At 61.5% G+C, this 23,325-nt stretch carries 23 protein-coding genes; 9 read left to right on the top strand and 14 right to left on the bottom strand.

Annotation, left to right across the window (positions count from 1 at the left end):
- The first annotated feature begins 70 nt into the window (after positions 1 to 70).
- Positions 71 to 688 (top strand): TPM domain-containing protein, encoded by a 618-nt coding sequence (locus NA647_RS04635; RefSeq protein ID WP_256056620.1) that lies wholly within the window; start codon positions 71 to 73, stop codon positions 686 to 688.
- 90 nt (positions 689 to 778) lie between these two features.
- On the opposite strand, the gene NA647_RS04640 is transcribed toward NA647_RS04635, so the two are convergent.
- Complete coding sequence (locus NA647_RS04640; RefSeq protein ID WP_256056621.1) at positions 779 to 2,746, bottom strand: AAA family ATPase; 1,968 nt, start codon at positions 2,744 to 2,746, stop codon at positions 779 to 781.
- 420 nt (positions 2,747 to 3,166) lie between these two features.
- Between NA647_RS04640 and NA647_RS04645 the strand changes: the two genes are divergently transcribed.
- The 3 genes from NA647_RS04645 to NA647_RS04655 all read left to right on the top strand — a co-directional run bounded on the left by NA647_RS04645 (position 3,167) and on the right by NA647_RS04655 (position 4,633).
- The gene (locus tag NA647_RS04645) at positions 3,167 to 3,388 is read left to right on the top strand and encodes a hypothetical protein (protein ID WP_256056622.1); all 222 of its coding nucleotides are present in this window, start codon (positions 3,167 to 3,169) and stop codon (positions 3,386 to 3,388) included.
- 199 nt (positions 3,389 to 3,587) lie between these two features.
- Complete coding sequence (locus tag NA647_RS04650) at positions 3,588 to 4,040, top strand: FecR family protein (protein ID WP_256056623.1); 453 nt, start codon at positions 3,588 to 3,590, stop codon at positions 4,038 to 4,040.
- A 5-nt stretch (positions 4,041 to 4,045) separates the two neighbouring features.
- Positions 4,046 to 4,633 (top strand): OmpA family protein, encoded by a 588-nt coding sequence (locus NA647_RS04655; protein WP_256056782.1) that lies wholly within the window; start codon positions 4,046 to 4,048, stop codon positions 4,631 to 4,633.
- Between the two features lie 6 nt (positions 4,634 to 4,639).
- Here the strand turns inward: NA647_RS04655 and NA647_RS04660 are convergent, their stop codons facing one another.
- The 6 genes from NA647_RS04660 to NA647_RS04685 form a co-directional block, all read right to left on the bottom strand.
- Positions 4,640 to 6,745: a CHASE2 domain-containing protein gene (locus NA647_RS04660; protein ID WP_256056624.1), complete on the bottom strand. Its 2,106-nt coding sequence runs from the start codon at positions 6,743 to 6,745 to the stop codon at positions 4,640 to 4,642.
- A 35-nt stretch (positions 6,746 to 6,780) separates the two neighbouring features.
- The gene (locus NA647_RS04665; RefSeq protein ID WP_256056625.1) at positions 6,781 to 7,161 is read right to left on the bottom strand and encodes a RidA family protein; all 381 of its coding nucleotides are present in this window, start codon (positions 7,159 to 7,161) and stop codon (positions 6,781 to 6,783) included.
- Between the two features lie 164 nt (positions 7,162 to 7,325).
- Positions 7,326 to 9,434 carry a bifunctional GTP diphosphokinase/guanosine-3',5'-bis pyrophosphate 3'-pyrophosphohydrolase gene (gene spoT / locus NA647_RS04670; RefSeq protein WP_256056626.1) on the bottom strand — a complete coding sequence of 703 codons (2,109 nt, stop codon included), beginning with the start codon at positions 9,432 to 9,434 and terminating at the stop codon, positions 7,326 to 7,328.
- A 63-nt stretch (positions 9,435 to 9,497) separates the two neighbouring features.
- A complete protein-coding gene (gene rpoZ, locus NA647_RS04675; protein WP_148923929.1) occupies positions 9,498 to 9,761 on the bottom strand; it encodes a DNA-directed RNA polymerase subunit omega in 264 nt (87 codons plus the stop codon).
- 197 nt (positions 9,762 to 9,958) lie between these two features.
- Entirely contained in the window at positions 9,959 to 10,579 is a 621-nt protein-coding gene (gene gmk, locus NA647_RS04680; RefSeq protein ID WP_256056627.1) for a guanylate kinase, read from the bottom strand.
- A gap of 79 nt (positions 10,580 to 10,658) precedes the next feature.
- A complete protein-coding gene (locus NA647_RS04685) occupies positions 10,659 to 11,522 on the bottom strand; it encodes a YicC/YloC family endoribonuclease (protein WP_256056628.1) in 864 nt (287 codons plus the stop codon).
- A 221-nt stretch (positions 11,523 to 11,743) separates the two neighbouring features.
- Between NA647_RS04685 and rph the strand changes: the two genes are divergently transcribed.
- Both rph and NA647_RS04695 read left to right on the top strand, forming a co-directional pair.
- Positions 11,744 to 12,466 carry a ribonuclease PH gene (gene rph / locus NA647_RS04690; protein WP_131651444.1) on the top strand — a complete coding sequence of 241 codons (723 nt, stop codon included), beginning with the start codon at positions 11,744 to 11,746 and terminating at the stop codon, positions 12,464 to 12,466.
- A gap of 16 nt (positions 12,467 to 12,482) precedes the next feature.
- A complete protein-coding gene (locus NA647_RS04695) occupies positions 12,483 to 12,851 on the top strand; it encodes a DUF4870 domain-containing protein (RefSeq protein WP_256056629.1) in 369 nt (122 codons plus the stop codon).
- 83 nt (positions 12,852 to 12,934) lie between these two features.
- Here NA647_RS04695 and NA647_RS04700 read toward each other — a convergent pair whose 3' ends face one another.
- Positions 12,935 to 13,714, bottom strand: coding sequence for an exodeoxyribonuclease III (locus tag NA647_RS04700; RefSeq protein WP_256056630.1), 780 nt, complete (start codon positions 13,712 to 13,714; stop codon positions 12,935 to 12,937).
- Between the two features lie 83 nt (positions 13,715 to 13,797).
- On the opposite strand from NA647_RS04700, the gene pyrE reads away from it, so the two are divergent.
- Together pyrE and NA647_RS04710 are read left to right on the top strand one after the other, a co-directional pair.
- On the top strand, positions 13,798 to 14,439 hold the full coding sequence (gene pyrE, locus NA647_RS04705) for an orotate phosphoribosyltransferase (protein WP_256056631.1): 642 nt from the start codon (positions 13,798 to 13,800) through the stop codon (positions 14,437 to 14,439).
- Positions 14,440 to 14,780: 341 nt separating this feature from the next.
- Positions 14,781 to 15,344 carry a DUF4124 domain-containing protein gene (locus NA647_RS04710; RefSeq protein WP_256056632.1) on the top strand — a complete coding sequence of 188 codons (564 nt, stop codon included), beginning with the start codon at positions 14,781 to 14,783 and terminating at the stop codon, positions 15,342 to 15,344.
- A gap of 66 nt (positions 15,345 to 15,410) precedes the next feature.
- Here the strand turns inward: NA647_RS04710 and argB are convergent, their stop codons facing one another.
- The 4 genes from argB to coaBC all read right to left on the bottom strand — a co-directional run bounded on the left by argB (position 15,411) and on the right by coaBC (position 20,614).
- Positions 15,411 to 16,310, bottom strand: coding sequence for an acetylglutamate kinase (argB, locus tag NA647_RS04715; protein ID WP_256047716.1), 900 nt, complete (start codon positions 16,308 to 16,310; stop codon positions 15,411 to 15,413).
- A 15-nt stretch (positions 16,311 to 16,325) separates the two neighbouring features.
- A complete protein-coding gene (gene algC, locus NA647_RS04720) occupies positions 16,326 to 17,717 on the bottom strand; it encodes a phosphomannomutase/phosphoglucomutase (RefSeq protein WP_256056783.1) in 1,392 nt (463 codons plus the stop codon).
- A 1,227-nt stretch (positions 17,718 to 18,944) separates the two neighbouring features.
- The gene (gene dut, locus NA647_RS04725; RefSeq protein WP_256047717.1) at positions 18,945 to 19,400 is read right to left on the bottom strand and encodes a dUTP diphosphatase; all 456 of its coding nucleotides are present in this window, start codon (positions 19,398 to 19,400) and stop codon (positions 18,945 to 18,947) included.
- A gap of 5 nt (positions 19,401 to 19,405) precedes the next feature.
- Positions 19,406 to 20,614, bottom strand: a complete 1,209-nt coding sequence (gene coaBC / locus NA647_RS04730; protein ID WP_256047718.1) for a bifunctional phosphopantothenoylcysteine decarboxylase/phosphopantothenate--cysteine ligase CoaBC — start codon at positions 20,612 to 20,614, stop codon at positions 19,406 to 19,408.
- Between the two features lie 165 nt (positions 20,615 to 20,779).
- Between coaBC and radC the strand changes: the two genes are divergently transcribed.
- Positions 20,780 to 21,454 (top strand): RadC family protein, encoded by a 675-nt coding sequence (radC, locus tag NA647_RS04735; RefSeq protein ID WP_256056633.1) that lies wholly within the window; start codon positions 20,780 to 20,782, stop codon positions 21,452 to 21,454.
- Positions 21,455 to 21,465: 11 nt separating this feature from the next.
- On the opposite strand, the gene NA647_RS04740 is transcribed toward radC, so the two are convergent.
- Positions 21,466 to 22,800 carry a hypothetical protein gene (locus NA647_RS04740; RefSeq protein ID WP_256056634.1) on the bottom strand — a complete coding sequence of 445 codons (1,335 nt, stop codon included), beginning with the start codon at positions 22,798 to 22,800 and terminating at the stop codon, positions 21,466 to 21,468.
- Positions 22,800 to 23,246 (bottom strand): PaaI family thioesterase, encoded by a 447-nt coding sequence (locus NA647_RS04745; protein WP_256056635.1) that lies wholly within the window; start codon positions 23,244 to 23,246, stop codon positions 22,800 to 22,802. Before NA647_RS04745 ends, NA647_RS04740 begins: the two co-directional genes overlap by 1 nt.
- Between the last annotated feature and the right edge of the window lie 79 nt (positions 23,247 to 23,325).

The raw sequence follows: 23,325 nt of genomic DNA on the forward strand, positions 1-23,325 counted from the left end.
CCCGCGCAATGTGCGCCTAGCTTCTTGATGTAATGAGCGAAACGAGAGTTCTCTTCATGATGAATACGCAATGACCCTACTTTCCGAAAGCGAGCTGAAACAGGTATCCGAGGCGATTGATCGCGTCGAGCGCGATACCGACGCTGAACTTGTGACGGTCCTGGCCGCCCAGGCGGATGATTACCGCTACATTCCGTTGCTTTGGGCGAGCCTGCTGGCATTATTGCTGCCGGGTGCGCTGTTGTTCTTCACGGGTTGGCTGGCCGCTTGGCAAATGCTGTTAGTGCAATGGTTGACGTTCATCGTGCTGGCCGCCGTGTTTCGCATTCCAAGCCTGACTAGCCGGCTTATCCCTCGTTCGGTACGGCATTGGCGTGCGTGTAACCTGGCGCGACGGCAGTTTATAGAGCTGAACCTGCACCACACGGCGGCAGGGACCGGCATGCTGATCTTCGTCTCCGAAGCTGAGCGCTACGTGGAGATTCTGGTGGATCAGGGCATTTCCAGCCGCATCGACGACAGCGTCTGGCAGTCAATCGTCGACACCTTCACCGCGGATGTGCGAAACGGTCGGGTGCTTGAAGGCTTCCTCGGTTGTATTGACAGCTGCGGCTCGCTACTCAAGCAACATGTGCCAGCCACTCATGAGCGCAACGAGCTGCCGAACCATCTGGTGGTGCTTCCTTAGCGTTGAAACCATGGCACGCCAAAACCAAAACGGCGAAGGCAGCACGACTATTCATCGAGCGGCCTTCGCCGTTTGCCGTTGCGAACTGCGTCAGAGCATGCCCGGGCCGTCATCTTCGGGTAGCTCGACCGGTGTCAAATCGAGGAATTGCGTGTTTTCCATGGCGCTGGCAGCGACGCGATCGATGCTGCTCATGGCATGGCCGATGATCGAGCTGACACTCGCTTCGTGATGCTGCTCGGGCAGTCGCTCGATTGCTGCCAGAACCTCTTCACCGGGGACCGTTTCCTCGGCCAGCAACTTGTCGGCAATCTCATCCAACGCCGGCTTCAGGCGCTGCAGCAGGGCCATGCATTCACGGTCGAGCTGCTTGAGCAGATTGTCGGCGGCGCGTATCGATTCGCCGGAATCGAACTCGATGTGTGCGTCGCGTACCGCCTGTAGGCTCAACAGCGAGCCGGTTGGCCCCATACCTAGTGCACCTACCATCGATAGCGCGATCTTCGAAGCTTCCTGCAGATCTTGCCCGGCACCGGACGATACTTCATGGAAGTACAGCTGCTCAGCGCCACGGCCGGCCAACAGCATCTGGATGCGGTTGCGCAATTCGGATTCCATATGCAGACGCTTGTCTTCCACTGGCGTCACCAACGTCACACCCAAGGCCTGACCACGCGGCAGGATGGTCACTTTTTCCACCCGACCGACTTTCAACGCGGCGGCCACCAACGCGTGGCCAGCTTCATGCACAGCGATGCGCTTGCGGTCAGTGGGCGACATCGGCGTAACGCCCGATGGCTGCTCGCCAATACGGCAGGTTTCCACGGCATCGACAAAATGCGCCATGGTCACTTCCTTCGCGGCACCACGTGCGGCAAGCAATGCCGCATGGTTGGCGATGTAAGCGATGGCAGCTGGAGTCAGTCCGACGGTATTACGGGCCAGCTGAGCGAAGTCGAGGTTCTGCTCGGCGCGGATCTTTCCGGCATATAGACGGAACAGCGCTTCACGGTCGCTTAGCCCGGGCAGGCCGACAGCAATGGAACGGTCGAAGCGGCCTTCGCGTACCAGCGCCGGGTCCAGTGAGTTGGGGAAATTGGTCGCGCCCAGCACCAGCACGCCGCTGGCGCCGTCGAAGCCATCCATCTCTGCGAGGAACTGGTTGATGATGCGGTTGCTTTCGGCATCGCTGGAGCGCTGTTGCTCGGCGCGCTTGCCGATACCGTCGATCTCATCAATGAAGATGATGCACGGTGCCTGTTTGCGCGCGGTGCGAAACAAAGCTTTCACTTTCTGAATACCGACGCCGAAATACATCGAGGAAAAATCACTCCCCGTGACCTGGATGAAACTGGCGTTGGATTCGGTCGCTAGCGCCTTGGCCAGTTGGGTTTTACCGGTGCCAGGCTCGCCCGTGAGTAATACGCCTTTAGGTGGACGCGCACCCAGCGCTGCATAAGCGGCGGGATCACGCAGATAGTCGGTCACATCGGTGAGCGCCTGCTTGGCTTCGCTGGCGCCGATCACATCGGCAAAGGCAATGCCGCTGCCTTTGCGCTGCACGCGGAAACCTTGGCTCTTGATGGCCAGATAACTGAGCGCACCGACCAACAGAAGAATGAAGGGTGCGTAGGGCACCAGCGCCTTGTACCAAGGCGCTTCACCGTCAGTTTCGAACAACGTCAGCGGGAACAGCTGGCCTTCGCTGCTGGCGTAGTGATCGAGCAGCAACTGGGCCACGCGACCGGACTGATCCGGGACCCAGTAGCGTAGCCCGTCGTTCAGGCTGATATAGACCGCATCCTGGCCGAGCGCTGCGCTGGCGATGGTGGCGCCACGCAGGTCACTCATCAGTACCGAAAGATCCTGACGGTTGGCTTCCCAGGGTTCGGTGGATTGCTGCAAGGCTTCGAGCATGCTGGCCGCAGCGCCGCTGGATGGCGTGGCCGGAACGCTGGGCTTGAATTGCAAGTATGCCAAGCCGGCGGCGAGCGCCAGTACCAGCAGAACGGAGAGCACAGGGCCGCGGCGGCCTTGTAGCAGACGTGGTGTCTTCATTTCACATCCAATCGGGAGGCCCGACGTTTGACAAACAACCGCCATCGAGGCGGACCACAGTTGTACGCGGGGAAACCCCGCAAGCGCCAATTGCGTGGCGCTGAGCAGTACGGGCTCGTCGGATGCGATTTATATGCCGAACTGCAGGGTCGGGCGCTTCGGCTCCGATAGCCGGCGAGAATACGGCAAGTGCCATCATTCGCGAGCCTGGGCGACGAATGGCGAGCAGGTTTACGACGAATGACCGTTCGGTCGTGGAACGAAGTAATCGGACATGATTCATGCAGCGTGCATCAGCCGTTTCATGTGCGGCCTATGGCCGTTCCGATGAGCGGCCTGCTAGGCGTCGGACGTCGAGCGAGATTATTCGCGATCCGTAGTAAATAGCCTGCCTTTCGCATCCAGAGCAGTTCCCGCACCATGTCCACCCTTACCGAATTGGCCCAGCAGATTGCGGCGCTTTATCCACTGCAAGACAAAGCGGCCGGCAAGCGCTACCGCATCGTCAACCAGCTCGCCGGCATGACCGAGCTGGAAGAGATAAACGGCGCGCCGCGCTATGTCGATACCCATCAGCTCGCCGATCGGAATCTGTGGGATGGCGGCCCTGGGCGGTCGATTGAACGTTTCGCCTCGGCTTAGTCGATTCGCGCCGCTCTACCGAGAGGTTTCTGCTGGCCGTTGCGCTTGTAATTGCCAACCGCCATCCTGCATTCTCCGACGCTGGCCTGACGCTTACGTCGGCGTGATCGTGGTGCTGCGTAAGGGGCCGCGGACGAAGGCCTGACAATCGGCGATCCGCTAGGGAGACTGAATGATGACGTGCGATAGCAGCCGCGCCATGACAAGCCGTATACGGCCTTTGCTGATAGTGGGCCTGCTGGCGCTGTCACCGCTGGGGCAGGCGCAGACGTTGGTCGAGCCGGTCGGCTACATCATGAAGGTACAGGGCGAGGCGACCGTCACCAGCCGTGATCAGACCATCGACGCGGCCATTGGCCAGGCAGTGATCCTCGGCGCGGTGCTGCGCACCGGTGCCGACGGCGCGATGGGGGTGACGCTCAGTGATAACACGGTCATGTCCTTTGGCCCGAATAGCGAATTCACCCTGGACGAGTACGCGTTCGAACCCACCCGCGAAGAGCTGCGCCTGAGCGGCCATATCAGCCGCGGCACCTTGAATTTCATCTCAGGCGTCATCGCCAAGCTCAAGCCTGAAGCGGTCGAGCTGAAAACCCCAACGGGCACCATTGGTGTGCGCGGTACGCATTTTCTGGTGAAGGTCGTTCAGTGATCAGGATGCTGCTGCGGTATTCGCTTGCGCTGCTGTGTCTCGTGCTGTTGTCGGGCTGCGTGACGGGCAACTATGTGGTGCTGCTGGAAAGCCCTGACGGCACCACTGGCGCTGTGGTGATTGATAATGCCAAAGGCCAGACACGTCTGGATCAGGCACATCAAGGCGTCACCATCGGCGGCGCCTCGGCCAGGCCGTTCAACGTCGGTCAGCTGCGGATCACACACGATTTCTCGGCGGCGTTGGCGGCTCAACCCGCACTGCCGCAGCGCTTCCAGCTGTACTTCAAAATCGGCAGCGCCGAGCTGACCGAGGAATCGAAGCGCGCCGTCGAGCAGGTTTTCGAGGCGATCCGCCTGCGTGGCCCGTCAGCCGTCTCGGTCATTGGCCACACCGATACCTTGAGCGGCCCGTACTGGAACGAGCAGCTGGGCTTGTTTCGAGCTCAGGCGGTTGCGGACATGCTGCGCAACCGAGCCATCGAGGTAATCGATCTACGTGTGTCCTCACATGGCGAGCGAAACCTGCTGATCGATACGCCCGATGGAGTATCCGAGCCGCGCAATCGCAGGGTCGAAATCAGCGTTCGCTGAAGCGCTTCACTTCTCCGTCAACTGAATGCACTCGCCGCGCTGGCCGGCCCGCAAACGCTGTAGCTGATAACGCACCAGCAGGTCATCCGGTCGCTCGGTGGACAGCTGTTCGAACGCATCGGCAGCATGCTCATGCTCACTGGCCAGCAACCGGTATGCCGCATCGTAGTCGTTGTCGAAGGCTGTTTCGCAGGGCTCGTAAAGGCGGATCGGCTGCGTCTTGCCCTTGAGCAGTACATCGCCGATGGCGCGCATCGGCACGTCCGGATTGGCGGCACGGATGGCCTCCGAAACGCAAAGATCGGTGCCCAGATAACGATTGAGGCTTTCCAGGCGAGCCGCGACGTTGACCGCATCGCCCAATGCCCGGTAGTCGAACAGGGTGGCGCCACCGAAATTGCCGACCACGACCTCGCCGCTATGTGCACTGATGCGCGTGCGGCCCAGCGGGATGCCGGCGGCATGTTGAGCGGCTGCGTGGGCGCGGGTGAAGCTGCGGATCTCCAGTGCGCAGGCCAAGGCACGGGCTTGGTGGTCGGCCTGGGTCAGGGGCGCCGAGAACAGAATGGCCATGCCGTCGCCGACGATGCGCTCGAGCGTGCCCTGGTGGCGGAAGGCAATCTGGATGAGCCCTTCGAGATATTCGTTGAGCATGCCGACCACTCGCTCCGGTGAGTGACTCTCCATCAGCGTGGTGAAATCGGTGATATCGGTGAAGACGAAGCTGCAATAGCGGCGTTCGCCGCCGAGTTGCAGTTGTTCGGGATGACGTACCAGATACCTGACCAGGTTCGGCGAGATGTATCGTGAGAAGGCATTACGTATCCAGCGCTGCTGATATTCGCTGGCGCGGTGCCGCGCAAGGCTGGCGCCGAGGTAGACCAGCAGCAGACCGATCGAGGGCGTGAGGGCGTCAAGCAGCAGGCCATGGCGCGAGTAGGCCCACCAGGCCGCAATGTTCAGTGTCGCAATCGCTATTGCTGCGATCCAGGCGGCGGTGAGCGCGCCGCTGGTGAGGATCAGAACACAGAGCAGCGATCCGGCGAGCAGCAGGATCAGCGCTTCCAGCGAACTGGCCCAGAACGGGCGTTGCAGCGGCGAGCCGGTCAGTGCCTGTTCGATCGCCTGGGCATGCACCTGAACGCCTGGAAGCATCCCACCAAGAGGGCTGAAGCGCAGATCCTGCAGACCTTGAGCCGAGCTGCCGATCAGCACGATGCTGCCGTCGAGTGGGGCGGTGGACGTGCCATCCAGAACGCGCCACGCGGGCAGGCTCTGCGCGGTCATGTCGCGGCGATAATGCAGCCAGAGCTCGCCTCGACGGTTGGTCGGGAGCGTTAGCGGGCCTATCGCAACCTGTTCGACCGCTCCATTGCTTGCCGTCTCGATGCGGTACAGCTGTTGGTCGAGATAGGTCCGCAGCGCTTCGGCGACCAGCGAGGGGAGCAGCTGATCACCGACGCGAATCATCACCGGTACGCGGCGCACAACGCCGTCTGCATCAGGGTGAAAAGTCATGGCGCCGCTGCCTGCTGCAGCCCTTTCAAGCGAGGGCAATGCGCTGACGGTGCCGGCGTAGGTTTTGAAACGCGGTAGGGCGGCATCCGCACGCTGTCGCACACCGAAACGGCTGAGCGGACGGGTCTGCGACGACGAGTGCGAGGTGGCAAAGCCAAGGACGCTAGGCTGTCGCTCGAGCGCCTCGGCAAACGAGTGATCGTGATCGGGCAGGGCGTCCAGCGTGTCGGCCAAAGCGGGCGGTAGGTCCAGCTGGTTCAGCAGATAGCGTGGCGAGCTGCGGTCGGCCTCGGCGAAGAGCACATCGAAGACCACCACGGCGGCGCCGGCCTGCTGCAGGCGTTCCAGCAACTGCGCCAGTAGATCGCGCGGCCAGGGCCATTGGCCGTGGCGCGCGAGGCTGGCTTCATCGAGGTCGACCACCCGAACCGGTGTTTGCGCCGGCGCTGGCCGCGGATGCCAGCGCTGATACTGATCGAACAAGCCGTTGCGTAGGCTTTGCAGCATCAGCGGTTGAGCCAAGTACAGAACGCAGGCGGCGAGCAATCCGGCCAACGCGAGCAGCAAGCGAGGCGTAAGTCGGGGTACTGCCATCAGTCGCGCTTCCTGCGTCCGCTCGGGTCAGGGGTTCAGTCGAGTACCAGAATGGCGTCCATTTCAACCTGCGCGGCTTTCGGCAGCGCGGCGATGCCGATGGCGGCGCGGGCGGGGTAGGGCTGCTGGAAATAGCGACTCATGACCTCGTTTACCGTGGCGAAATTGCCCAGGTCGGTGAGGAAGATATTCAGCTTGACGATGTCCTTCAGCGAGCCGCCGGCCGCTTCGGCTACCGCCTTGAGGTTCTCGAACACCTGCACGGTCTGCGCTTCGAAGCCTTCCACCAGCTCCATGGTCTTGGGGTCCAATGGAATTTGGCCGGACAGATACACGGTGTTGCCGGCCTTGATCGCCTGGGAGTAGGTGCCGATGGCGGCGGGGGCTTTGTCGGTATTGATCACGGTGCGGGGCATGGGGGTTCCTCGTTCGAGAGCTTCAAGCAGGAAGCCAGAAGCTGAAGTAAGGGCAGGATGCTAGACGAAGCTAAGTGGATGTGACCACCCTTTCCAGCTTCCAGCTTCCAGCTTCCAGCTTCCAGCTTCCAGCTTCCAGCTTCCAGCTTCCAGCTTCCAGCTGCTTAAGCTTTAACCCGTGTAATCCGCATTACACCCTTGATGGTGCGCAGCTTCCGGATGACCCGGGCCAGATGAACCCGGTCATGCACGCTGACCACCAGCTGGACCACGCTGATGCGGCCGTCGCGCTCGTCCATGCCGATCTTCTCGATGTTGCCATCGGCGGCGTTGACGCTGCCTGCGAGCAGGGCAATCAGGCCGCGCTGGTGTTCCAGCTCGACGCGCAGCTCGACGTTGAATTCGCCTGTGACGTCCTTGGACCAAGACAGCTGGATGCACTTGTCCGGGTTGTGGCGGATTTCGGCGATGTTGCGGCAGGTATCCAGGTGCACCACCATGCCCTTGCCTGCGGACAGGTGACCGACGATGGGGTCGCCGGGAATGGGTGTGCAGCACTTGGCGTAATTGAGCACTAGGCCCTCGGTACCGCGAATGGCTAGTGGTCCTTCGGCGCTCGGCGCCTGTTCGCCGTCGCTGGCCAGCAGGCGGCGGGCGATGACGTAGGCCATGCGATTGCCCAGGCCGATATCTTCGAGCAGGTCTTCGATGACCTCCATCTGATACTCGTTGAGCACGGCCTTGATGCGCTCAGGCGATATGCTTTCCAGACTGGTTTCGAAGCCGGTGAGCACCTTGTTCAGCAGGCGCTCGCCCAGATTGATCGACTCCGAGCGGCGTTGCAGCTTGAGTGCGTGGCGGATATGCGTGCGCGCCTTGCCGGTGACGACGAAATTCAGCCACGCGGGGTTGGGGCGTGCGCCAGGGGCCGTGACGATCTCGACCGTGCTGCCGCTTTCCAGTGCCTGAGACAGAGGCGCCAGGCGTCGATTGACGCGACAAGCGATGCAGGTGTTGCCGACATCGGTATGCACCGCGTAGGCGAAGTCGACGGCGGTCGAGCCCTTAGGCAACTCCATGATGCTGCCCTTGGGCGTGAAGACGTAGACCTCGTCGGGGAACAGGTCGATCTTGACGCTCTCGATGAACTCCAGCGAATTGCCGGCGCGTTCCTGCAACTCCAGCACGCCCTTGACCCACTGCCGTGCGCGGGCATGGGTGCCTTTCGGAGTCTCGTCCTCGTTGGACTTGTACAGCCAGTGCGCGGCGATGCCGTTGTTGGCCATCTCTTCCATTTCCCGGGTGCGGATCTGGATCTCGATGGGCACGCCATGCATGCCGAACAGGGTGGTGTGCAGCGACTGATAGCCGTTGGCCTTGGGGATCGCGATGTAGTCCTTGAAACGGCCGGGCAGCGGCTTGTACAGGCTGTGCACGGCGCCAAGTACGCGATAGCAGGTGTCGACCTTGTCGACCACGATGCGGAAGGCATAGACGTCCATGATCTCGTTGAACGCTTTGCGCTTGCCGCGCATCTTCTTGTAGATGCTGAACAGGTGCTTCTCGCGGCCTACCACCTCGCCTTCCAGGCCTTCGCGTGCGAGGCAGTGGATCAGCGATTGCTCGATCTTCTCGACGATTTCGTTGCGGTTGCCGCGAGCCCGGCGAACAGCTGCGCGAATACGCTCGGAGCGCATCGGGTGCATCGCCTTGAAACCCAGGTCCTCGAATTCCACGCGCATCGAATGCATGCCCAGGCGATTGGCGATGGGCGCGTAGATTTCCAGCGTTTCCTTGGCGATGCGGCGGCGTTTCTCGCCGGCCAGTACTTCCAGGGTGCGCATGTTGTGCAGACGGTCGGCGAGCTTGACCAGGATCACGCGGATGTCGCGGGCCATAGCCATGGCCATTTTCTGGAAGTTTTCGGCCTGGGCCTCGGCCTTGGTCTCGAAGTTCATCTGGGTCAGCTTGCTGACCCCGTCGACCAGTTCGGCCACGGTCTCGCCGAACTGCGCAGTGAGCGCTTCCTTGGCGATGCCGGTGTCCTCGATGACGTCGTGCAGCATCGCGGCCATCAGGCTCTGATGGTCCATGTGCATGTCGGCGAGGATGTTGGCTACCGCGAGGGGGTGGGTTACGTAGGCTTCACCGCTGCGCCGACGCTGGCCGTCGTGGGCCTGCTCGGCGTAGAAGTAAGCGCGGCGGACCAGATTGACCTGGTCTGCGCCGAGGTAGGTCGACAGGCGATCGGCAAGAACGTCTATGGCTGGCAAGGGATTGCTCCTCGCCGGCAGGGCGGCTCCGTATTGGCGGCTCGACTTCGACCTGGCATTTAATCAGATGGCCTCGTTGGACTCTTCCTCGTACTGCACGAACAACGGCTCGTCGTCGACGATGTCGTCTTGGGCGATAACGTCGTAATCCACCAGGCCGGAGGCGATTTCACGCAGCGCAACCACGGTCGGCTTGTCATTTTCCCAGGCTACTTTAGGCTCCTTGCCGCCTGTAGCCAGCTGGCGCGAGCGTTTGGTAGCGAGCATGACCAGCTCGAAGCGGTTATCTACGTTGTCCAGGCAATCTTCAACGGTAACGCGGGCCATGGTGTTCCTCATCAAATTCGTAAAGCGTGCCCAAGTGGGCGAGCGGACGGGATAGTCTAAAAAATCACCAGCTGTTAGGGAAGCGGTAAAAGTGAAAAGCAGCGGCAAGCCTTAAGCTGCAAGCTGCGAGTAGAAGAAAAAAAGCCAGTCACGCTCGGGTTCCGGAGTGGCTATCGCACTGATTCGCTTGCAGAGCCCTAAGCCAGCAGCTGCTTGAGCAAACCCTCGAAGCGCTTTTGTTGCGCGCTTTGCAGCAACTGATTGGCACGAAAGATCGCCTGCAAGTCGATCAATGCATGAGCGAAATCGTCATTTATTACGAGGTAATCGTATTCGACGTAATGCGTCATCTCGCTGACGGCCTCGCGCATGCGCTTGTCGATCACCTCGTCGCTGTCCTGGCCGCGGTTGGTCAGTCGCTGGCGGAGCGCTTCCTGAGTAGGGGGCAGGATAAAGATCGATTTGGCCTGTGGCATCAGCCGGCGGACCTGCTGAGCGCCCTGCCAGTCGATCTCCAGAATCAGGTCGTAACCTTCGCCGAGGGTCTGTTCGACCCAGCGCTGGGAGGTGCCGTAGAGGTTGCCGAAGACTTCCGCGTGTTCGAGGAATTCATCGTGCTGTAGCCGTTCGAGAAACTCTTCTCGGCTGACGAAGTGGTAGTTGGCACCATCCACCTCGCCCGGACGCATGGGGCGAGTGGTGTGCGAAACCGAGACTCGAACCTGTGGTTGCGCGTCGAGCAGCGCCTTGACCAGGCTGGTCTTGCCGGCCCCGGAAGGCGCGGAAACGATGTAGAGCGTACCGGTTGAGGCTGACATGAATTTCTCTGGGGCTGTTGCCTGATGAAGCCCGGCGGAACGGATATGCGACGGTCGCATCCTGCGCCAGGCGTGATTGCTATTCGATGTTCTGAACTTGCTCGCGCATCTGTTCGATGAGCACCTTGAGGTTTACTGCCGCCTGGGTGCTGCGCGTGTCGAACGCCTTGGAGCCGAGCGTATTGGCTTCGCGGTTGAGTTCCTGCATCAGGAAGTCCAGACGCCGACCAGCGGCGCCGCCAGCTTTCAGCACTCGCCGCACTTCGCTGACATGGGTGCCGAGACGATCCAGCTCCTCGGCCACGTCGCTTTTTTGCGCAAGCAGCACCATTTCCTGCTCGATGCGTTGAGGGTCCAGTTCGGCACGCATTTCGGCGCAGCGGTCGAGGATTTTTTGCCGCTGCGCGGCAAGCATCTGCGGGACCTGGGAGCGCAGCGTGGCGGTTTCCTCGGTGATGGCGTCGAGACGCTCGTTGATCAGCCGGGCCAGCTCTTCGCCCTCACGCTGACGGCCACTCTTCAGCTCCGTCAGGGTGGCGTTAAAGAGCTTCAGGGCCGCGTCGTTCAGCACCTTAGGGTCAGCTGAATCACCAACTAGCACGCCCGGCCAGGACAGCACTTCCAATGGATTGATCGGCGCCGGCTGCTTGATCAGTGCCGCAACGCTTTCCGCTGCGGCGATCAGCTGGCTGGCGCGATGGCTGTCCACCTGCATCGAGCGGTTCGTGGCGTCCTCGGCAAAGCGCAGCGTGCACTCGACCTTGCCGCGTGAGAGCCCTTTGCGCAGCGCCTCACGGACAGCGCCTTCCAGGTCACGGAAGGTGTCGGGCAGGCGCAGGTGCGGCTCCAGGTAACGATGGTTTACCGAGCGGATCTCCCAGATGAGAGTGCCGTGAGCGCCGGCCTGCTCGGCACGTGCGAAGGCAGTCATGCTGTGAATCATTGCGGTAGCCCTCGGTACGATGCGAAAGGCGGAGGATTGTAAATCAAAACGGCGCGAAGACGCATGAGGCGTGATATGGGCCAGCGTGACGACCCCGCTTGGCGCTGGATGTTGGTCATTCAACTCCAGCGCTTTGCCCGATCAGCCGACTGGCCGCGTAACTACGCATCAAAGGCGCCTATAATGCCGGGCACCCGAATCCATGAAGTAGGAACTGTCCCATGAAGCGTCCCAGTGGCCGCGCTGCTGACCAGCTGCGTTCGATCCGCATCACCCGCAACTACACCAAGCACGCCGAGGGATCGGTATTGGTCGAGTTCGGTGATACCAAGGTGATCTGCACCGCCAGCATCGAGAATGGCGTACCGCGGTTCCTCAAGGGCCAAGGGCAAGGCTGGTTGACCGCCGAATACGGCATGTTGCCGCGTGCCACCGGCGAGCGTAATCAGCGTGAGGCGAGCCGAGGCAAGCAGGGCGGGCGTACCCTCGAGATCCAGCGGCTCATTGGGCGCTCCCTGCGGGCATCCTTGGACATGAGCAAGCTGGGCGAGAACACCATCTATATCGATTGTGATGTGATTCAGGCTGATGGCGGTACCCGTACAGCCTCGATCACCGGTGCAATGGTTGCACTGGTGGACGCTCTGAAATTGCTGAAAAAGCGCGGCGGGTTGAAGGGCGGTGATCCGCTCAAGCAGATGGTCGCTGCGGTTTCGGTCGGCATCTACCAGGGTGAGCCGGTGCTCGACCTGGATTATCTTGAGGACTCCGCGGCGGAAACCGACCTGAACGTCGTGATGACCAGTGCCGGTGGCTTCATCGAGGTACAGGGCACGGCCGAAGGCGCGCCGTTCCAGCCTGCCGAGCTCAACGCCATGCTCGCGCTGGCGCAGGACGGTATGAAAGAGCTGTTTGCATTGCAGTCCGCGGCGCTCGCCGACTGAGTCGAAGGAGAGCGCCATGTCTGATCAAGAGCTGATTCCACAGCCCTCGCCGAAAGCACGGCAATGGGCAATGTTCTGTCATTACTCGGCGTTTTTCTGGTTTCTGGTGCCGATGATCGGCAACGTGCTGGGCCCGCTGATCGTTTGGCAGCTGAAAAAAGACCTGGATCCCTTCGTCGACGAGCAGGGCAAGGAGGCTCTGAACTTCCAGATCACCTTCAGCATTTTGCTAATGATCTGCGGCGTGCTCGCCTGGATTCTGATCGGCTTCCCGCTCATGGCGCTGATCAGTGCGGTGGCGCTGGTACTGGTGGTAATAGCCGGCATTCGTGCCAACGAGGGCAAGCCTTATCGCTACCCGTTTTGCTGGCGGATCGTCAGGTAGCGGCAGGCTTCAAGCTTGAGCTTATAGATACGGGAAGTTGAGAGGCGTCACTGCGTCAGCTTCCATGCTGACTCGCTGGCAGCTTAGAGGCTCAGCGTCCAGTCGTAATCCACTACCAGCGGGGCGTGCTGGGAGAAACGTGGCTGACGGGGCAGGCGGGCGTTGCGCACGAAGCGGCGCATGCCCGAGGTCAGTATCTGGTAATCGAAGCGCCAGCCCAGGTTGAGCATCTGCGCTTGTTCGGTGTCCGGCCACCAGCTGTACAGGTCGCCTTCTCGGCTGGCTTCACGCAGCGCATCGACGTAGCCCATGTTGCCGAATATCTCGTCGAGCCAGGCACGCTCCGGCGCGAGGAAGCCGGTGGCCTGCTGACAATCGCGCCAGTTTTTCACGTCCAGCTTCTGATGGGCGACATACAACGATCCGCAGTAGATGTATTCGCGTCGCTTGCGACGTTGTTTGTCCAGATAATGGGCGAAGTCGTCCATGAACTTGAATTTCTGGTTCAGATCTTCGTCACCGCTGCGGCCGGTTGGTAGCAATAGACTGGCAATGCTGACCTTATCGAAGTCGGCCTGTAGATAACGGCCATAGCGGTCAGCGGTTTCGAAGCCGAGTCCCATGATCACGGCCTTCGGCTGCAGTCGGGAATACAGCGCGACGCCGCCCTGTTCTGGAATTTCCGCGTCGACGGTATAAAGAAAGTAACCGTCGAGCTGGTAGGCCGGATCGTCAAGTTCTACTACGGAGGCGCGGGTATCCTGCAGGCAGATGACATCGGCATTCTGCGCTTGCAGCCAGCTGAGAAGACCCCGCTGTGCCGCCGCTTGAATGCCATTCACGTTGACGCTGATAATCCGCATAAATGGCCCCTAAAAACACGTGCGTGTATGATAACCCAAGCTCTTTGCATTAGCTAAACCAGTGTCTTCCGGGAATATTCTTCATGCAGGCGTACCAGCGCGACTTCATTCGCTTCGCCATCGGACGCGGTGTTCTGCGCTTCGGTGAATTCACTCTGAAATCCGGGCGTACCAGTCCTTATTTCTTCAACGCCGGCTTGTTCAATACCGGATCGGCGCTGGCTCAATTGGGTCGTTTCTACGCGGCGGCGGTTGTCGAAAGCGGCATCGATTTCGACGTCATCTTCGGCCCGGCGTACAAGGGCATCCCGCTGGCGGCAGCAACGGCTATTTCGCTGGCTGAGCATCATCAACGCGACCTGCCCTGGTGCTTCAACCGCAAGGAAGCCAAAGATCATGGCGAGGGCGGCACTTTAGTGGGATCGCCGCTCAACGGCCGGGTGCTGATCGTAGATGATGTGATTACTGCCGGAACGGCAATTCGCGAAGTCATGCAGATTATCCGTGCGCAAGGCGCGCAGGCGGCTGGCGTGCTGATCGCACTCAACCGGCAGGAGCGTGGGCAGGGCGAATTATCGGCCATTCAGGAAGTGGAGCGTGATTACGATATGCCGGTGGTGAGCATCGTTTCCCTCGCTCAGGTGCTGGACTTCCTGGCTCAGGATGAAGAACTCAAGCGGCATTTGCCTGCAGTAGAGGCTTACCGGGACCAGTACGGGATCTGAGTGCGGCTTGTTCGAGCAAGCAGCCAGTTGAATCGTCGCGTAGTCTGTTGTTGGGACGTTAGGCCTGAGTCCAATGTTCTGTTTTGTGTCAGCAACTGACGAATAACGGTCGTTTTGTGTCGCGCTTCAAAAGAAATTTCGCTTAGCGTCGTTGATATGGCACCGCGGGATCGCTGCGGTGCTGTAGCTGTACGCCTGGATGCTTGTTGGTGTGCTTATTGCTGCTCGGTCTGGCCGGTTTGTATAAGCTGGCGTTGTCCGAACATAGAAGGGCGTTTCGAGTGGCTGCGCCGAGCGCGTCAATAAGAAGAGGCGGAAGTATGCAAATAGGGTGCAGGTTGATGTTGCTGTTGGGCTTGCTGGGAGCTGCCGCTGCTCAGGCCGACCTGTATCGCTATGTCGACGACAAGGGCGTAGTGGTGCTCGACCGTCACGGTGTCCCGCCTCAGCATATCGGCAAGGGATATGAGGTCCTCAACGATCAGGGGCGTGTAACTCGGGTGGTACCCCCTGCGCCAACCCCCGAAGAGCGCCAGCGCCTGCTCGAGGCCCAGGCCCGCGCCAGCTCGGATGCGCAGCTGCTGCGTCTGTATGCCAGCGTCAAGGATGTCGAGCGAGCACAAGCGCGAAAATTATCGGAGCTCGACAGCGTCATCGGCATCACGCGTGGCAATCTGCAGTCGCTTCGTACCCAGCAGGCCAACCTGCAGAGCCAGGCGGCCGGGCATGAGCGTGCCGGTCGTGAGGTGCCTAAGCCGCTACTCAAGCAGATCGACAACCTCAGCAGGGAGCAGGCCAGCCTGCGCCGCGATATCGCGCGTTACCAGGGGGCCCGCAAACACGCGGAAGTCAGCTTCGCTCAGGAGCGTCAACGAGTCGCCGAGTTACTCGGCCAATCTGAATAGCGATGCATAAAAAACCCAGCATTTCATGAAGCGCTGGGTTTTTGTTGGCGCGGTATAGCCGCGATATTACTTGCGATTGGTGATCAGCGTGCCGACACCGATGTCGGTGAAGATCTCCAGCAGCACCGCATTGGGGACGCGACCGTCGATGATGTGGGCGCTCTGGACGCCATCCTGGACGGCGTCCAGTGCACAACGGATTTTCGGCAGCATGCCGCCATAAATGGTGCCGTCAGCGATCAGCTCGTCGACTTGCGCGGTGGTCAATCCAGTGAGGACCTTGCCCTGCTTGTCCATCAGGCCAGCGATATTGGTCAGTAGCATCAACTTCTCGGCTTTGAGCGCTTCGGCGACCTTGCCCGCGACCAGATCGGCGTTGATGTTGTACGACTCACCGTCGGGGCCGACGCCGATCGGCGCGATGACCGGAATGAAGTCGCCTCGTACCAGCATGTCCAGTACCCCGACATTGACGCCGGTGACTTCGCCGACCTGGCCGATGTCGATGATTTCCGGCTGGCTCATGCCGGGAGTCTGCCGGGTCGCCTTGAGCTTCTTCGCGCTGATCAGGCGTGCATCCTTACCGGTCAGGCCGATGGCGCTGCCGCCGTGCTGGTTGATCAGCGTGACGATGCTTTTGTTGACTAGGCCGCCAAGCACCATCTCTACTACGTCCATGGTCTGGCTGTCGGTGACCCGCATGCCGTCGATGAACTGGCTTTCGATATTCAGACGCTTGAGCAGATCGCCGATCTGCGGGCCGCCGCCGTGGACCACCACCGGATTGATGCCCACCGCCTTCATCAACACGATGTCGCGGGCGAAGCCGGTTTTCAGCTCCTCGCTTTCCATCGCGTTGCCGCCGTACTTGATCACCAGCGTCTTGCCGACGAATCGGCGGATATAGGGCAGCGCTTCGGACAGGACCTGGGCGAATTGGGTGGCAGCTTCACGGCTGAGGGTCATGCAGGGCTCCGCAAATCAGAACGGCAGGGTGAGATCAGGCGCGACAGTATAAAGCTGTGCACGGAAGACTTCCTGTATGCGCTTGAGTTCTTCCTCGGTTTCGGCCTCGAAACGCAGCACCAGCACCGGAGTTGTGTTGGATGCGCGCACCAGGCCCCAGCCTTTCGGATAATCGACGCGCACGCCATCGAGCGTGGTGATGTTGGCTTCGCCCCAATGGGCATCGCGATGCAGCGCTTCGATGATGGTGAACTTGCTTTCCTCGGTGACCTTGATGTTGATCTCCGGGGTAGAAATGTCGTTGGGGAAAGCGGCGAATACTTGCTCGGCAGTGCGCTTTTCCTGGCTGAGGATTTCCAGCAGACGCACGGCGCTGTAGATGCCGTCGTCGAAGCCGTACCAGCGCTCCTTGAAGAACACATGGCCGCTCATTTCGCCGGCCAGTAGCGCACCGGTTTCCTTCATCTTTTTCTTGATCAGCGAGTGGCCGGTCTTCCACATCACCGGACGACCGCCGTAACCGCTGATCAATGGCGTCAGGCGCCGCGTACATTTGACGTCGAAGATGATGTCGGCGCCGGGATTACGCGAGACCACATCCTTGGCGAACAGCATCAGCAGGCGGTCGGGGTAGACCACGGTACCTGCGTTGGTTACCACGCCGACGCGGTCGCCGTCGCCATCGAAGGCCAGGCCCAGGTCAGCGTTTTCCGACTTGACCTTGGCGATCAGGTCTTCGAGATTTTCCAGCTTGCCCGGGTCCGGATGATGGTTGGGGAAGTTGCCGTCGACGTCACAGAACAGCGGGATTACTTTGCAACCAAGTGCTTCGATCAGCTGCGGGGCGATTACGCCGGCGACGCCGTTGCCGCAATCGACCACGACCCTGAGTGGCTTGGCCAGTGCGATGTCGTCGCGGATGCGCTTGAAATAGCTTTCCAGCACGTCGACCTGCTCAACCTGGCCGACGCCTTCTGCGAGATTGCCAGTCTCGATGCGCTGGCGCAGCGCCTGGATCTGCTCATTAGCCAGGGTGTCGCCAGCGATGACGATCTTGAAGCCGTTGTAGTCCGGCGGGTTGTGACTGCCGGTCAACATCACGCCCGATTTGCCGGCCAGTACGTTGGCCGCGTAGTAGAGCACCGGAGTCGGCACCATGCCGACGTCGCTGACGCTGCAACCGCTGTCCACCAGACCCTGAATCAGGTGCTGGACCAGCTCCGGGCCGGATAGGCGGCCATCGCGGCCGACCGATACATCGGGTTCGCCCTGAGCCAGGCTCTCGGAGCCAACCGCGCGACCGACCCAATAGGCGGTTTCGTTGGTTAGGGTATCGCCGACTACGCCACGGATATCGTAGGCGCGGAAGATGCTCGCGGGCAGTTGCGGGGCTTTCGGGGCGCTCATTGCGGTTTCTCGCTCCTTGGTGTCGAGGCCAAGCCAGTCCTGGTCCTCGTCGAGAATGTCTATGTCGAGAATATCGGTGTCTTGGAACAACGGATCGACGTACTCGTTGGATGGGGCTTGCCGGGCCGCCGGCTGTGGTACGGCCGTGGCTTTGGTCGGCGCCGTACCGGCAGTTCGCAGCGGCAGACGGGCCAGACTTTTGGCCAGCGCGTCGAGCGCCGGCAGGCTCAAAGTCGGTGTTTTGATGGCCTTGCCAGTGGAGAGTTCCTGGACCATCTGTCCCAAATGCATGACATCTTCGCGAAGCCGCCGCTGCTGAGTGCTCAGTACCAGTTGCAAGCCCAGCAGGAGGCCGCACAGTGCCGCCAGCACAGAGGCAAGCAACAGGAGGGGAGATATTGACGCGGTGCTGGACCCGGCGCCGGGCAGGAAGCTGAGCTTCCAGTTGGGATTGGCGGAAGGCAGGGCGATCGCTTCGCTTTCCACGCCGTTGCCGCCTCGTTGCGCGAGAAGCTGAGCTGGCGCACTGCTGAATTGCTGGACCAGACGAAACTGGCCAGCCTCACCGGGCAGTTTTGGCAGGGTGGAAAGCAGGCGCTCCAACGTCGTCACCAGCAATAACGTGCCCTGCACAGGCCCTTGAGGGTCCGGGCGCAAAGCTACGGCGCTATATAGCAGCCAGCGGTTGTCTACCTTGAACGCCTCGGGCATCGGCGGCTGGCCATTCTCGGCGCGCTGTAACAAGTCCAAGGCAGCGAAATTCAGCGGGCCGGGACGCTCCGCGTTCTGGCGGGCTTGGCCGCGAAGGCTCAAATGCGCATCGACCACCCCGTCGCGATAGCTCAACTCGCGCTCGGTGGTGCGTAGCTGGTCGGGCTGTTCGCTACGCAGCGCGTCGAGCAGTTGGGGATCGCTGGCGGTTGAGCGAACGTCATCAGCCAATTGGCGCAGGGCTTGTTCCACTGCCGAGGCCTGGCTCTGACCCCAGGCCTGGGCCAGTTCGGATGCGTGTTCTCGCTGACTGGTCTGATAGGCGACCCAGAGCAGCGCACTGGCTGCCGCAAGCCCCAGCAAACCCGGCAGCAGACCGGGCATGAGCATCTTCAGCCCTGCGTTACGGCGCGGCTGAGCGGGGGCAGTGTCGGCGGGGTTGAGTACGCCGGTGTCCTTGGCTGTGCGCTTGAAGCGTTTCATGGAGCTCCTCTGATCGTCCCGAAAGCGGCTGGCTCAATGGCTGCCAGAGTGTCCGAAACCACCGGTGCCGCGGTCACTGTCACAGAATTCGTTCACCAGTTCGAACTGCGCCTGGATGACCGGCACCAGCATCAATTGCGCGATGCGTTCGCCAACGGCGATGCTGAAAGATGTCTGCCCGCGGTTCCAGCAAGACACCATCAATTCGCCCTGGTAGTCGGAATCGATCAGCCCGACCAGGTTGCCGAGTACGATGCCGTGCTTGTGACCCAGCCCCGAGCGCGGCAACACCAGCGCCGCGAGATTCGGATCGGCGATATGGATCGACAAGCCGGTAGGAATCAGCAGGGTCTGACCTGGTTCGAGTGTGGTGTCCACTTGCAGCATGGCGCGCAGATCAAGCCCGGCGGAGCCGCTGGTGGCGTATTCAGGGAGGGGGAAGTCCCGGCCAAGGCGCGGGTCGAGAACTTTCGCTTGGAGTTTGTGCATGTCGGTCAGGCCTTATGGAAACGGTCGGCGATGAAGGCGATCAGCTGGCGGGCGATGTGCCCTTTGCTGGCCTGGCTGAAACGGGTTTCGTGCTGCTGGCGATCAATGACCGTGACGGCGTTTTCTTCACTGTTGAAGCCGATGCTGGGGTTGGCCACATCATTGGCTACGATCAGGTCAAGATTCTTGTCGCGCAGCTTGCGCGTGGCGTATTCCAGCAGATTCTCCGTTTCGGCGGCGAAGCCGACGCTGAAGGGACGGTCTTCGCGGCTGGCCAGCGTGGCGAGGATATCCGGGTTGCGGACCATCTGCAGAAGCAGGCCGTCACCTTTGGTGGGGTCCTTCTTCAATTTGTGCGGCGCGACTACTTCTGGACGATAGTCCGCAACGGCCGCGGCGGCGATGAACAGGTCGCAAGGCATTGCCGCCTCGCATGCCGCGAGCATGTCGCGGGCACTGACCACATCGATGCGCTGCACGCGGTCGGGAGTCGGCAGGAAGACGGGACCGGCGACCAGCGTCACGCGCGCCCCCGCTTCAGCGGCAGCCTCAGCCAGGGCGAAGCCCATCTTGCCGGAGCTGTGATTGGTGATGTAACGCACTGGGTCGATGTTTTCCTGAGTCGGCCCGGCAGTGATCAACAGATGAAGACCGGTCAGCAGGCTGCGCTCGAAGCAGTCGGCGGCGGCATGGGCCAGATCATCGGGCTCCATCATCCGCCCCATTCCGACGTCGCCACAGGCCTGACTGCCCGCTGCGGGGCCGAACATGCGAATGCCTCGTTGCTGCAGTAGAACGTGGTTCGCCTGGGTTGCGGGATCGGCCCACATCGCCTGGTTCATCGCTGGCGCCAGCGCGACCGGCGCGTGGGTGGCCAGCACCAGTGTGGTCAGCAGGTCGTTGGCGACGCCCTGGGCCAGACGTGCCATGAGGTCCGCCGTGGCGGGGGCGATCAAGACCAGATCGGCCCAGCGCGCCAGCTCGATATGTCCCATGGCGGCTTCGGCGGCCGGATCGAGCAGGTCCAGATGAACCGGATGCCCGGAAAGGGCCTGAAGGGTCAGCGGCGTGATGAATTCTCGACCGCCGCTGGTCATCACAACACGTACTTCGGCGCCCTGGTCGCGAAGCCGGCGAACCAGCTCGGCACTCTTGTAGGCGGCGATGCCGCCGCCGACGCCCAGGACGATGCGTTTACGATAAAGCCGCTGCATAGGCCTGCCTTGTTACGGGTGAGAACTGGTTCCGGCGGGGAGCCGGTTGCCGTGGATAAAAGGCCGCTAAGATAGCACAGCGCCCCAAAGGGTCTGTTCCCGTTTCGCTGCGAGCCGCGAACGGCAACAGACCCTAGTGCGGCGCGCGCTCAACATGGAGGTGACATGAGCATTCGGGACTGGCCTGCGGCGGAACGCCCGCGGGAAAAACTGCTGGAACACGGCGCGGCGGCTCTTTCCGACGCGGAGCTTCTGGCGATCTTTTTGCGCACCGGCGTGGCCGGCAAGAGCGCCGTGGATTTGGCCCGGCATCTGCTCAGAGAGTTCGGCAGCCTGCGCGCGCTGCTGGAAAGCGAGCTTGAGTCGTTCAGCGATCATCTGGGATTGGGGCCGGCGAAGTTCGCCCAATTGCAGGCGGTGCTGGAGATGTCGCGCCGGCACCTGGCTGAGCGCATGCGTCGCGATTCGGCCTTGGAAAGCCCGCAGGCGGTACGCGATTACCTCAAGGCGCGGTTGCGGCATGAGCCGCACGAGCTGTTCGCTTGTCTTTTTCTCGACGCCAAGCATCGCGTGCTGGCATTCGAAGTGCTGTTTCACGGCACCATTGACGGTGCCAGCGTTTATCCGCGGCAGGTTGTCAAACGCGCGCTAGCGCAGAACGCGGCGGCGGTGATCCTGACCCATAACCATCCCTCCGGCGTCGCCGAGCCGAGTCAGGCCGATCGGCAACTGACCCGCAAACTCAGCGATGCGCTGGCGCTGATCGATGTGCGGGTGCTTGATCATTTCATCGTTGGGGATGGCGAGCCATTGTCGATGGCTGAGTACGGCTGGATGTGAGCGGCAGTGGCTCATGCTAGCAGCGGTACCAGCAGCAACGGGATGAGCACGCTGAGCACGAAGCGTCCGTTCCAGCCCACGGCGATGCGCCAGGGCGACAGCTGGGCGTGGCGCGCCAGTAACAATGCAGAGGGCCCGTAAGGCGACAGCAGCATCGCCAGGGAGAAACCGAATAGCAGCGCTACTGCTGGCTGCAGCACCGCAAGGCCCTGGCTTGCCAGCTGCGCCAGCAGCGCCGCGCACAGGTTCAGCGAAATGAGCGGGGCGACGCCAAGCAGCGCCAGCGCCATGATCGCCAGGGTGCCCACCGCGCCCAGCACGAACAGCGCAAGTGGGGTATTGCCGAGGTGATCGGCCAGGTGATGCACCGGCAAGATCGCCGCCACCAGCCCCGCGAGCAGTGCAGAGCTGGCGAAAATGAAGGTCTCGTTGCGCATGCCGAGCAGGGTATCGCTGACCTCGCGGAGCACCTGGCCCGGCGCTGTTCCTTGCCAGAGCAGAATGACGATCACCGCGAGCGGCACCAGCAGCATCGCGGCCTGGGTGGCGGAAAGCCAGGTCGACGCCGCTAGTATGGCAATCAGCGTGATGCCGATCAGACTACCGATGAACAGGCCGCGCAAGCTGCCGCCGGGTTGCGTCGAGGGATCGACCACAGGTTGGTCGGCCAACTGTTGTAGACGGCGGTTTTCGGTCGGCCAGCCGAACAGCAACAGGAGCACGCCGCCGATGAGCCCGAACGGCAGCAGTGCGCTCCAGCTCAGTCCCGGCAGTTCGCGAGTCAGGATGGCGACGGCGACACTGGTCGGCGCTAATAAAGGAACCAGCGCGAAGCCGCGCAGCGCGGTGACCATTACTCCGCGCCGGCCCTCGTGGCGCTGTGCGTCGCTGTAAGGGCGCCGTTTTAGATGGCTCTCCAGCGAGCCGCAAATCAGATTGAGCATGCCGAAGCTGAGCACCGAGCTGATCGCGAAGGTGCTCACCAGGTAACCGGGATAGAGCCACGCGCGTGGTCCCGCCAGCAACAGGCGATGCAGGTCGCTGAGCTGATGAAGCCGCTTGACCAGACAATGCATCAGCCCCAACGCACCGATGAAGGCTGCGTAATACGCCGCCGATGACAACATGCGCGCAGCCTGTTGCCAATTCGCCCCGCCGGACAGCAACCAGTAACCGAGCAACGCCAGGGTGACCATTGCCAGCCGTCGCGGGTAGGGCATCAGCGAACGCCAGTGCCAGGCGAAGAACACCGCCAACAAGGCGCCGCTGGCGACGCTCAGCGGTTGCAATCGGGTGATCAGCGCCAATAATTCGAAGAGCAGCGCCAGAGGCAGCAACACGCTCATTAGACGGGCAGCTCACGACGCAGGGCGCCACGCTTGAATACCCCTTCGCCGAACGCGATCAACCGATCCTGGTCATCCAGCAGATCGCAACTGGCCATGAACACCTTGTGCCCGCTGGAACGGCAGCGAGCAATCGCTCTGACCCGGCTGCCCGTGGCGGCTGGCGCGCTGAAATTGATGTTCATGGACAGCGTCAGTGCGACTCGGCGCTCCGCCGGGTCCGGCTCCCAAGTGCCGCACAAGCCCATGGCGACATCCATCAGGGTTGCCATGACGCCGCCGTGCATGTTGCTAGCATTGTTCAGGTGGCGGGGCAGCAGATCCAGCGCGAGGACGGCGTGCTCCGGACCGTAAGCCAGCAGTTGGCAACCGATGTCCTGGAAGAAGCCGGTAACGGAGGCCTGAACCTGCTGCAATTGCGTAGGTGAATATAAAGAAGTGGACATGGCGTTTCGGTCGCGGATGGCTTGCTAAGGAGACTGGCAGTCTTTAGGCTCAGGGTCAATCAAGGCGGAATGTTATTCC

This window comes from Stutzerimonas stutzeri (assembly GCF_024448985.1).
GTDB lineage: Bacteria > Pseudomonadota > Gammaproteobacteria > Pseudomonadales > Pseudomonadaceae > Stutzerimonas > Stutzerimonas stutzeri_AP.

Coding starts and splice junctions, on each gene's coding strand:
- NA647_RS04635 (WP_256056620.1), top strand. CDS start 71: ATGACCCTACTTTCCGAAAGCGAGCTGAAACAGGTATCCGAGGCGATT.
- NA647_RS04640 (WP_256056621.1), bottom strand. CDS start 2,746: ATGAAGACACCACGTCTGCTACAAGGCCGCCGCGGCCCTGTGCTCTCC.
- NA647_RS04645 (WP_256056622.1), top strand. CDS start 3,167: ATGTCCACCCTTACCGAATTGGCCCAGCAGATTGCGGCGCTTTATCCA.
- NA647_RS04650 (WP_256056623.1), top strand. CDS start 3,588: ATGACAAGCCGTATACGGCCTTTGCTGATAGTGGGCCTGCTGGCGCTG.
- NA647_RS04655 (WP_256056782.1), top strand. CDS start 4,046: ATGCTGCTGCGGTATTCGCTTGCGCTGCTGTGTCTCGTGCTGTTGTCG.
- NA647_RS04660 (WP_256056624.1), bottom strand. CDS start 6,745: ATGGCAGTACCCCGACTTACGCCTCGCTTGCTGCTCGCGTTGGCCGGA.
- NA647_RS04665 (WP_256056625.1), bottom strand. CDS start 7,161: ATGCCCCGCACCGTGATCAATACCGACAAAGCCCCCGCCGCCATCGGC.
- rpoZ (WP_148923929.1), bottom strand. CDS start 9,761: ATGGCCCGCGTTACCGTTGAAGATTGCCTGGACAACGTAGATAACCGC.
- gmk (WP_256056627.1), bottom strand. CDS start 10,579: ATGTCAGCCTCAACCGGTACGCTCTACATCGTTTCCGCGCCTTCCGGG.
- NA647_RS04685 (WP_256056628.1), bottom strand. CDS start 11,522: ATGATTCACAGCATGACTGCCTTCGCACGTGCCGAGCAGGCCGGCGCT.
- rph (WP_131651444.1), top strand. CDS start 11,744: ATGAAGCGTCCCAGTGGCCGCGCTGCTGACCAGCTGCGTTCGATCCGC.
- NA647_RS04695 (WP_256056629.1), top strand. CDS start 12,483: ATGTCTGATCAAGAGCTGATTCCACAGCCCTCGCCGAAAGCACGGCAA.
- NA647_RS04700 (WP_256056630.1), bottom strand. CDS start 13,714: ATGCGGATTATCAGCGTCAACGTGAATGGCATTCAAGCGGCGGCACAG.
- pyrE (WP_256056631.1), top strand. CDS start 13,798: ATGCAGGCGTACCAGCGCGACTTCATTCGCTTCGCCATCGGACGCGGT.
- NA647_RS04710 (WP_256056632.1), top strand. CDS start 14,781: ATGTTGCTGTTGGGCTTGCTGGGAGCTGCCGCTGCTCAGGCCGACCTG.
- argB (WP_256047716.1), bottom strand. CDS start 16,310: ATGACCCTCAGCCGTGAAGCTGCCACCCAATTCGCCCAGGTCCTGTCC.
- algC (WP_256056783.1), bottom strand. CDS start 17,717: ATGAGCGCCCCGAAAGCCCCGCAACTGCCCGCGAGCATCTTCCGCGCC.
- dut (WP_256047717.1), bottom strand. CDS start 19,400: ATGCACAAACTCCAAGCGAAAGTTCTCGACCCGCGCCTTGGCCGGGAC.
- coaBC (WP_256047718.1), bottom strand. CDS start 20,614: ATGCAGCGGCTTTATCGTAAACGCATCGTCCTGGGCGTCGGCGGCGGC.
- radC (WP_256056633.1), top strand. CDS start 20,780: ATGAGCATTCGGGACTGGCCTGCGGCGGAACGCCCGCGGGAAAAACTG.
- NA647_RS04740 (WP_256056634.1), bottom strand. CDS start 22,800: ATGAGCGTGTTGCTGCCTCTGGCGCTGCTCTTCGAATTATTGGCGCTG.
- NA647_RS04745 (WP_256056635.1), bottom strand. CDS start 23,246: ATGTCCACTTCTTTATATTCACCTACGCAATTGCAGCAGGTTCAGGCC.